This is a genomic window from Bradyrhizobium sp. STM 3809 (assembly GCF_000239795.1).
GTDB lineage: Bacteria > Pseudomonadota > Alphaproteobacteria > Rhizobiales > Xanthobacteraceae > Bradyrhizobium.
The window spans coordinates 1-8984 of record NZ_CAFJ01000092.1; the positions used below are offsets into that span (position 1 = coordinate 1).

Genomic DNA, 8984 nt, shown 5'->3' on the forward strand with positions numbered 1-8984 from the left:
CTTGACTCGGCGCGATGGCCTGAGCCGTTGCATCCGATGCCGCCGCGGTGAGGGTCGCAATCGCCGCAGCAATATGGACGACAGCAGCATTGCGCCTCCACCAAGACATCCGAAATGCGCCCCGAGGCCAGTTTGTGCGAGCGGCGCCGCGTCCTTCATTGCGGGGCCGGGAACAAGTGGGAACCATCGGGTTCCATGGTTAACCGAACCTTAAAGCGACACCGGCCGAAATTGTCCGGCAACCATGGGAAAACGAAGCCGAGCGGCGGATCACGCTCTCAAGCCATTCTAATCGTTTGCTAATAGCCGGAGCGCGCCGTGGCACCCGAGGATGCTCCCGTATGACTACGGCGTCGGCGCTCGGCGCCGACGGCGAGCAGAGCGACCAGGCACGAGGGCATCTCGGCGCGAGACGAATTCGGCTCGCCATCCCTTCCCTGGGATGGCGAGCCGGCTACGTGGCATGCGTGCTAGGCGGCGTCGCGATGCGAGGCGATGATGTGATCGGCGGCGCGGCCCGTCACCTCGGCCATGTGGTCGAACTGGCGGGTGAAGCTGCCGGCGCCCGCCGTGGCCGAACGCAGCTCGACGATCAGTTCGCCGATCTCGGCCTCGGGCATCATGGCACGGACGCAATCCCAGCCAGGCCAGCCGTCACGGGTATCGAACGACAGGATCTGGCCGCGCCGCGCCGAGAGGATCGCGTTGATCTTGGCGGTCGCCTCGGTCGGGCAGACGATCTCCACGGTGTGGATCGGCTCCAGCAGCACCGGCGCGCATTGCGGCAGGCCTTCGCTGACGCCGACCCGCGCCGCGGTCCGGAACGCGAGGTCGGACGAGTCGACGCTGTGATAGGAGCCGTCCGTCAGCGTCACCGCGACGTCGATCACCGGGAAGCCCAGTGGCCCGCGCGCCAGCGCGTCGACGACGCCCTCCTCGACCGCCGGGATGTAGTTGCGCGGTACAGCCCCGCCGACCACCTTCTCGGTGAACCGGAAGCCTTCGCCGCGCGGCAGCGGCTTGATGTCGAGCACGACGTCGCCGAACTGGCCGTGGCCGCCGGACTGCTTCTTGTGGCGGCCGCGCTGCGTGATCGCCTTGCGGATGGTCTCCTGATAGCCGATCGCCGGCGCATGCGACTTGACGTTGACGCCGAAGCGGTCGCGCAGCCGCTCCAGCGCCACGCGCAGATGCATCTCGCCCTGCCCCCACAGCACCGTGTCGTGGGTGCGCGCGTTCTGCACCATGGTCAGCGACGGGTCCTCCTCGTTGAGCCGCAACAGGGCCTGCCCGAGCTTGACGTCGTCCTTGCGGTCGACGGCGGCGATCGAGAGCGCCAGCACCGGCGGGCACGGATCGATCTTCGCCAGGGCCGGCGGGGCGGTCTTGCCGGTGGCGATGGTGTCGCCGGTCTTGACCGCATCGAGCTTGCCGAGCGCGATCGTGTCGCCGGCCTCGGCGGCCGCACGCTTGCTGTCATAGGCGCCGGTCGCTGCGAGAATGCCGGACACGCGCGCCGCCTCGCCCGACGCCGCGTGCAGCGTCGCGCCGTCGTCGAGATGGCCGGACAGCAGCCGCGTCAGCGACAGCTTGCCGCCGTGCTGCAGATGCAGCGTCTTGAAGACGTAGCCGAGCGCCTCCCTGGTCTCCTTCACGCCGAGCCGCCTGGCGGTCTCAGTGACGCCGGGCGCCTCGTGGCGCAGCGCCTTCATCAGCCGCAGCACGCCGTTCTCGCGCAGCGCCGAACCCAGCAGCACCGGGCAGATGAGCCCATCGCGCAACTCGCGGGCGAGATCGTCGAACACGGCGTCGCGCGGCGGCGGGATGTCCTCCAGCAATTGCTCCATCAGCGCATCGTCATGGTCGGCGAGCTTCTCCAGCATCGAGAAGCGCGCCTCCTTCTCGCGATCGAGATCGCCGCCCTCGAGCGCGATCACCTCGGATGCCTTGTGCTCGCGATAGATGAAGGCGCGCTCCAGCGCGAGGTCGACGAAGCCCTCGATCAGTTCGCCGTTCCAGATCGGAATCTGCCGCAGCACCAGCGGCACGCGCGAGGCCGGCTGCAAGGTGGCGAGCGTCTCCCTGATCCGCGCATTGGCGCGGTCGATCTTGTTCAGGAACAGGAAGCGCGGAATGCCGAGCTCCTCGAGCTCGCGCAGGATGATCTGCAATTGCGGCAGCTTCTTCTCGTCGGCCTCGCACACCACGATCGCGGCGTCCACGGCGGGCAGCGCGGCGCGCATGTCGTGCGCGAACTCGATCGAGCCGGGACAGTCGAGGAAGGTGTAGCTGTCGCCCATGAAGGTCGTGGTCGCCGCGGTCATTGCGACGCTCATCTTGTGATGGCGCGCCTCGGCGCTGGCGTCGCCGACGGAGGTGCCGGCCTCGACGCTGCCGGCGCGCGGGATCGCGCCCGTCCGCGCCAGGATCGCTTCCAACAGAGTGGTTTTACCGCTTTGGAAAGGGCCCACCAGCGCGATGCACCGTGGACCTCGGGGACTTCTCAGGTCTTGTCCCATTCGCCGCCTCCTGTTTCTGGAGCTCGGCCCGTGATTGGGTCGGCAAAGCCGAATGCTCTGCCTCGTCTGCCGCTTTGGCAAGCAGGAGACCTGCGAAAAACGTCGCTGCAGTGCAGAGAACCGGTCGCTCTTCCCGCACGATTGCGGGAAGAGCGACGGGTCACGGCGAAGGGAGGATCAACGTCCCGGGCGCAATTCGAGGCTTTGCAGCCCCGCCGACACGGACAGGCCGACCTGCCCCTGGACGCTGAGCGGCTGCAGCGCGATCGAGTTGGCCGAACCACCGACCAGGACGTTCCCGCCGACACCGACACCCACCGCCGCGGAACCCTGGGCGCCCGCATAGTCGCCGGAGAGATCGCCGGGCCCGAGCCGCGCGACGGGGGCATAGACCACCCAGGCGAGCAGCGATTCCTGGGTGATGCCGAGATCGAGGCCGACCTTGCGGATGGTCGCGACATAGCGGTCCTCGGGCAGGCCGTCGGCGCGCAGCACGCAGCCGAGATGGGTCACCGAGCCGACGATGAAGCCGACGCTGGCGCCGCCGCGGCATTCGAGGACGCCGACCCGCACACGGTCTTGCGCCTGGGCGGCGCCGGCAAAGCAGAGAACCGCAGCAGTGAGCCCGGCGAGGATGGTCGAGCGCATGAATAAACTCCGGCTGAAATGAAGGTGTGATGCAGACCCGCGGATCGGAGCGATGATCACGGGCGATCACATCTATGCCACAAGGCTTACAGCCGTACCAGAAGCGACGCGCGTTCATCAGGCTGAACGAGCGGCGGCCCCCGCTGCTGCGAGGCATTGTCGTCGTGCTCAGCGATAATAGCGCGAGAAGTAGGACGAAGGCTGGCTTGGGCTCGGATGAATCGGCAGCAGCGGCACCAGCTCCACCTCGGTGATCCCTGCCGCGAGGTTCAGCCCGGTCTGGCCCTGCAGGCTGATCGGCTGCAGCGCCGCCGCACGGTCGGAGTCGCGCACCAGGAAGCTGCCGCCGAAGCCGAACAGCGCGGCGGCATTGGCGGTCACCCCGCCATAGCGCCCGCGCAGCTCGCTGCGGCCGAAATCATTGACGGGCGCGTTGACCGCCCAGGCCATCCTCGTCTCGTCCGTGAGGCCGAGATCGAGCCCGTAGCGCCGCACGCGGGCGACATAGCGCTCCGGCTCACGGCCCTGGCTGCGGAACACGCAGCGCAGGCGGGCCTGCGACATCACGAGCCTGCCGGTCGTGCGGCGCCCCTCGCATTCCAGCACGCCCGCACGCATCGGCCGGCCTTGATGGGCCTGCGCTAACGGCATGATCATCACCATCGCCACGGTCGACAGCACAAGCAGCCGCATCGAACTCCAACCTTACGCAACCAACTTCACTCCGGACAAAAGAAAGGCGCCATGTTCAAAACATGGCGCCTTTCGGCCTGGAAATGGGCTTGTGGTGTTTCGAGGCGGCTGTTGCCCGATTACCTCAGATTGCCGCAGAAGCGCTGGATCCGCTTGCACGCGTCCTCGAGGTCCGAGGTCTTGGTCGCGTAGGAGATGCGAAACGCCGGGCCGAGGCCGAAGGCCGAGCCTTGCACCACCGCGACGCCCTCGGTCTCCAGCAGCTCGGTGACGAAGGTCTGGTCGTTGTCGATCACCTTGCCCGACGGCGCGGTCTTGCCGATCGTGCCGGCGCAGGACGGGTAGACGTAGAACGCGCCCTCCGGCCGCGGGCATTCGATGCCATTGGCCTGGTTCAACATCGACACCACGAGGTCGCGGCGCTCCTTGAACACCTTGTTGTTCTCGGGGATGAAGTGCTGCGGACCGTTCAAGGCCTCCACCGCCGCCCATTGCGCGATCGAGCACGGGTTCGAGGTCGACTGCGACTGGATCGTCGCCATCGCCTTGATCAGCTGCGCCGGACCGCCGGCATAGCCGATGCGCCAGCCGGTCATGCAATAGGCCTTGGAGACGCCGTTCACGGTCAGCGTGCGGTCGAACAGCGACGGCTCGACCTGCGCCGGCGTGGTGAACACGAAGTCGTCATAGACCAGGTGCTCGTACATATCATCGGTCATCACCCAGACATGCGGATGCTTGACCAGCACGTCGGTCAGCGCCTTCAGCTCAGCCTTGGTGTAGGCCGCGCCGGTCGGGTTCGACGGCGAGCACAGGATCAGCCACTTGGTCTTCGGCGTGATCGCCTTCTCCAGCGCCTCCGGCTGCAGCTTGAATCCGTCGGCGGCCGTGCAGACCACCGGCACCGGCTCGCCGCCGGCGAGCGCCACCATCTCCGGATAGCTGACCCAATACGGCGCCGGGATGATCACCTCGTCGCCCGGATTGATGGTCGCCATCAGCGCATTGTACAGCACCTGCTTGCCGCCAACGCCGACGATCACCTGGTTCGGCTTGTAGGTCAGGCCGTTCTCGCGCTGGAACTTGCCGATGATGGCTTCCTTCAGCTCGGGGATGCCGTCGACCGCGGTGTACTTGGTCTTGCCGTCCTGGATCGCCTTGATCGCGGCCTGCTTGATGTTGTCGGGCGTGTCGAAATCCGGCTCGCCGGCGCCCAGCCCGATGACATTGCGGCCCGCCGCTTTGAGGACGCGCGCTTTGTCCGTGACCGCGATGGTCGCGGACGGCTTCACACGGTCGAGCGCAGCGGCGAGAAAGGACATCATCAGCTCCTATGCAGGCGTCTTGGATAAGGTGTCTTGGATCACGCGTCGTGGATCACCCTTTTCGGGCCACGACCAGTCATGTCAGGGAAACGCCCGCTTTTAAGGCCCGCAGGCCCGCATCGCAAGAAGCTTGGGCACATGGCTCCCAAGACTTTAGGGAACGTTAAAGCCGGCCGGCTAGCGTGCTCGCACGATTGACCCAATTTTCAGGCCGAAATGACCTCTCTCGGGTGCGCACTCCGATCCGGCGACTGGCTGACGGCCGCGCGGATCAAGTCCTACAGCTGGATCCTGCTCGCGGTCACGATCGCCGCCATCGCCGGCTGGATCGCGTTGTCCGACGGACTGGTCGACCGCAACGGCAAGCCGATCGGCACCGACTTCTCCAACGTCTATGCGGCAGGCGTGCTGACCCTTCAGGGCAAGGCGGCCGATGCGTATGATCCGCCGCTGCAGCACGCGATGGAGAAGGCCGTGTTCGACGGCCGCGACGTGCCGTTCTTCGGCTGGCACTATCCGCCGTTCTTCTTCGCGATCGCCGCCATCACCGCGCTGCTGCCCTATGCAGGCGGGCTGGCGCTGTGGGTGGTGTCGAGCCTGCTCGCCTATCTCCTGGTGATGCGCGCCATCCTGCCGCGGCCGGAGACGCTGCTGGTCGCCGCGGCCTTCCCGGCCGTGTTCGTCAACATCGGCCACGGCCAGAATGCGTTCTTCACCGCCGCGCTGCTCGGCGGCGCACTGCTGCTGATGGAGCGCGACAAGCCGTGGATCGCCGGCGTGCTGATCGGGCTGCTGGCCTACAAGCCGCAATTCGGCGTGCTGATTCCGGTCGCGCTCGTGGCCGGAGCACGCTGGCCGACGATTGCAGCCGCGGGCGCGACCGTCGTCGCGCTGGTCGCGATCAGCGTCGCCGCGCTCGGCCATGACGTCTGGCATGCCTTCTTCCAGTCGATGACCTTCACACAGACCGTGGTGCTCGAACAAGGCGGCACCGGCTGGGAGAAAATCCAGTCGATGTTCTCGGCGGCGCGGCATTGGGGCGCCGATGTCAGGACGGCCTACGCGCTGCAGAGCCTGCTGGCGCTGTCGCTCGCGGCAAGCCTTGCCTGGCTGTGGCGAAGCGAGGCGGCGTTCGACCTGAAGGCTTCGGCGCTCGCGAGCGCGAGCCTGCTGGCGACGCCCTATGTGCTCGACTACGACCTCGTGGTGTTGGCCGTCGCGATCATCTTCTTCGTCCGCCACGGCATGGCCAACGGCTTTCGCGACTACGAGGTGAGCCTGCTCGCGGCGGCCTGGATCGTGCCCCTGCTGTCACGCAGCATCGCGGGCCTGACGACGATCCCGCTCGGCCTCATCGTGCTGCTGGCTCTGTTCGTGGTGACATTACGCCGTGCGATCGCGGATCGCGCCACCGAGATCGAACCACACGCCCGCATCGCGCAGGCGTGATCTCCGCTTTCAGCTCGCATTGGAAAGATGTTGTTTGCGCGTGCAGTGCAGTAGCGCTTTTCGACTTTTTCCATCCCTCGGCTCTTGCGGGCTGCGTCCTTCGGCATCATTGTCTGGCCGCATTGCGGGACGATCTGGCGTCCGGATGCGGTAGTCTGCGAATCGACAATTCCTCGAACTCGACATTGGCCGGATGTACAAGCTCTATTCGATGCAGCGCTCAGGCAACAGCTACAAGGTCCGCCTTGCGCTGGCGCTTCTGAACGCGCCCTATCAGGCGATCGAGATCGACATCCTCAGGGGCGAGAGCCGCACGCCGGATTTCCTCGCCAAGAATCCGAGCGGACAGGTGCCGCTGCTCGAGGTCGGTGAGGACCGTTACATCGCCGAGTCCAATGCGATCCTCTGGTATGTCGCCGGCGGCACGCCGCTGGTGCCGGAATCCCGCATCGAGCGCGCCGAGGCGCTGCAATGGATGTTCTTCGAGCAGCACGCGCTGGAGCCGAACATCGGCGCCGCCTATTTCTGGCTGCTGCTGGTGAAGGGCGGCCGCGACCTGCAGACTCATGCCTTGGAAGACTGGATGGAGCGCGGCTACGCGGCGCTGCAGGTGATGGAGAATCATCTCAAGAGCAATGACTACTTCGCCGCGAAACAGCTGACCGTCGCCGACATCGCGCTCTACGGCTACACGCATGTCGCCGATCGCTGCGACTTCGATCTCTCGACCTTCCCGAGGATCCGAGGCTGGCTGCGCCGGGTCGAGCAGACACCGGGTTTCGTGGCGATGGACTGGCAACCGGCACTGATCGACTCGGCCGGTATCGCCGCCGACTACGATTGAGCGGCCACCGTAGGACTACCGACCACCCGTAGAACAGCGGGGAAAATACACGCGAGAGCGGGAACAAATACTGCTATCGCCATCCTTTTGCCATTTTTGGTCATTGACCGCCGCAATCCTGCCCAGCGCGACCTTAGAATTTACCTCTGCGAGTGATTCGCTCGCGGACGTACGGGTAAGGGATTTCGACTTCATGTCCGGGTGGCGTGGTGCTTCCGTTCCGAAGTTCAACTGGATCCGCGGCCAGGCCTCATCGCCGGACTGGGACCAGCGTGATGCGCCCTTCCAGGAACTCACCGGCGGCTTTCACCACGACGCGACGCTCACCCTCTCGCCCCGCCTGACCACTGCCGTGGCTGCGATCATCATCGCCGCCAGCACGGTCTCGCTCGGCATGGGCGTCACCTTCGTCATCTGGTCGATCAGGACCGTCATCGCAATGCCCGCTTAGCAGGAAGCCATTTTGACCACCCTTCGCGGTTTTCGCGACAACAGGCGATGATTGTCTCGCACTCCAAATGGCGATGAAATCAACGGTCGTAATCGTTGCCGTGACGCTGGCCCTCGCGATCCTGCTGGCGGCGTCACTGCTGATCCTGATCGAGCGGCGGGGCGAACTCTCGCTCTCCCCCAGGACCGCGGAAGATCAGACCATCCATGTCCAGCTGATACGGCCGCCGATCATAGACGCGGCGCAGCCGGTCCCCGATTGATCTCGGATCAGGCTGCAAGTATCGAGGGCTTCGTCTGACCAGATCGACGGTGAAGTCCCGATGACCGACGTCCCGACCATTCGCCCCATCGTCCGCGAGGACTACGCGCGCTGGCTGCCCTTATGGGACGGCTACAACGCCTTCTATGGCCGCTCCGGACCGACGGCGCTGCCGGCGGAGATCACCGCCACGACCTGGGCGCGCTTCTTCGATGCCGCCGAGCCCGTGCATGCGCTGGTCGCCGAGGGCGGCGGCGAACTGATTGGCCTGGCGCATTATCTGTATCACCGCGCCACCACCGCGATCGCGCCGCTGTGCTACCTCAACGACCTGTTCACCAGCGCCTCCGCTCGCGGCAAGGGCGTCGGTCGCGCGCTGATCGAAGCGGTCTATGCAGAGGCCCGCCAGGCCGGCGCGCCGCGCGTCTACTGGCAGACCCACGAGACCAACGCCACGGCCCAGGCGCTCTATGACAAGGTCGCCGAGCGTTCGGGCTTCATCGTCTACCGCAAGACGGTGTGAACGACAGTGCGGTCACCGGCCGATTGTCACTTAGCCGTCACGCGGCGGCCCTAGGCTCACATCCGAGCGCTTGATCAGGCCCCCCGTCACAGATCACGCGCATCAGCGGTCCCCGTCAGTCGCCGTCTCTGACCGGGGCCGCATTTTTTTGTGTTGCTGAGTATTTCGAACGCGCGGTGCCCCCCAATCCCATGCCGAGCACGCCGCGCCCCCTCTCCCCGTCCTTCACGGGGAGAGGGCTGGGGTGAGGTGCAGCGGCACGGGAAGTGCC

Annotated in this window: 9 protein-coding genes; 5 read left to right on the plus strand and 4 right to left on the minus strand. The window is 66.1% G+C overall.

Going from position 1 to position 8984, the window contains the following annotated elements; translation table 11 throughout:
* Positions 1-470: 470 nt before the first annotated feature.
* The 4 genes from BRAS3809_RS04860 to BRAS3809_RS04875 form a co-directional block, all read right to left on the minus strand.
* On the minus strand, positions 471-2519 hold the full coding sequence (locus BRAS3809_RS04860) for an elongation factor G (protein ID WP_008960987.1): 2049 nt from the start codon (positions 2517-2519) through the stop codon (positions 471-473).
* Between the two features lie 177 nt (positions 2520-2696).
* Positions 2697-3167, minus strand: coding sequence for a DUF992 domain-containing protein (locus BRAS3809_RS04865; protein WP_008960988.1), 471 nt, complete (start codon positions 3165-3167; stop codon positions 2697-2699).
* A 168-nt stretch (positions 3168-3335) separates the two neighbouring features.
* Positions 3336-3860 (minus strand): DUF992 domain-containing protein, encoded by a 525-nt coding sequence (locus BRAS3809_RS04870; RefSeq protein WP_008960989.1) that lies wholly within the window; start codon positions 3858-3860, stop codon positions 3336-3338.
* A gap of 119 nt (positions 3861-3979) precedes the next feature.
* Positions 3980-5182, minus strand: coding sequence for a pyridoxal phosphate-dependent aminotransferase (locus tag BRAS3809_RS04875; RefSeq protein ID WP_008960990.1), 1203 nt, complete (start codon positions 5180-5182; stop codon positions 3980-3982).
* A gap of 219 nt (positions 5183-5401) precedes the next feature.
* Here BRAS3809_RS04875 and BRAS3809_RS04880 point away from each other — a divergent pair, with 219 nt between their 5' ends.
* The 5 genes from BRAS3809_RS04880 to BRAS3809_RS04900 all read left to right on the plus strand — a co-directional run bounded on the left by BRAS3809_RS04880 (position 5402) and on the right by BRAS3809_RS04900 (position 8713).
* The gene (locus tag BRAS3809_RS04880) at positions 5402-6634 is read left to right on the plus strand and encodes a glycosyltransferase family 87 protein (protein ID WP_008960991.1); all 1233 of its coding nucleotides are present in this window, start codon (positions 5402-5404) and stop codon (positions 6632-6634) included.
* 193 nt (positions 6635-6827) lie between these two features.
* The gene (locus BRAS3809_RS04885; RefSeq protein WP_008960992.1) at positions 6828-7478 is read left to right on the plus strand and encodes a glutathione S-transferase family protein; all 651 of its coding nucleotides are present in this window, start codon (positions 6828-6830) and stop codon (positions 7476-7478) included.
* Between the two features lie 193 nt (positions 7479-7671).
* Entirely contained in the window at positions 7672-7929 is a 258-nt protein-coding gene (locus tag BRAS3809_RS04890) for a hypothetical protein (protein WP_008960993.1), read from the plus strand.
* 67 nt (positions 7930-7996) lie between these two features.
* Positions 7997-8191, plus strand: a complete 195-nt coding sequence (locus BRAS3809_RS04895; RefSeq protein WP_008960994.1) for a hypothetical protein — start codon at positions 7997-7999, stop codon at positions 8189-8191.
* A 60-nt stretch (positions 8192-8251) separates the two neighbouring features.
* The gene (locus BRAS3809_RS04900) at positions 8252-8713 is read left to right on the plus strand and encodes a GNAT family N-acetyltransferase (protein WP_008960995.1); all 462 of its coding nucleotides are present in this window, start codon (positions 8252-8254) and stop codon (positions 8711-8713) included.
* The last annotated feature ends 271 nt before the right edge of the window (positions 8714-8984 follow it).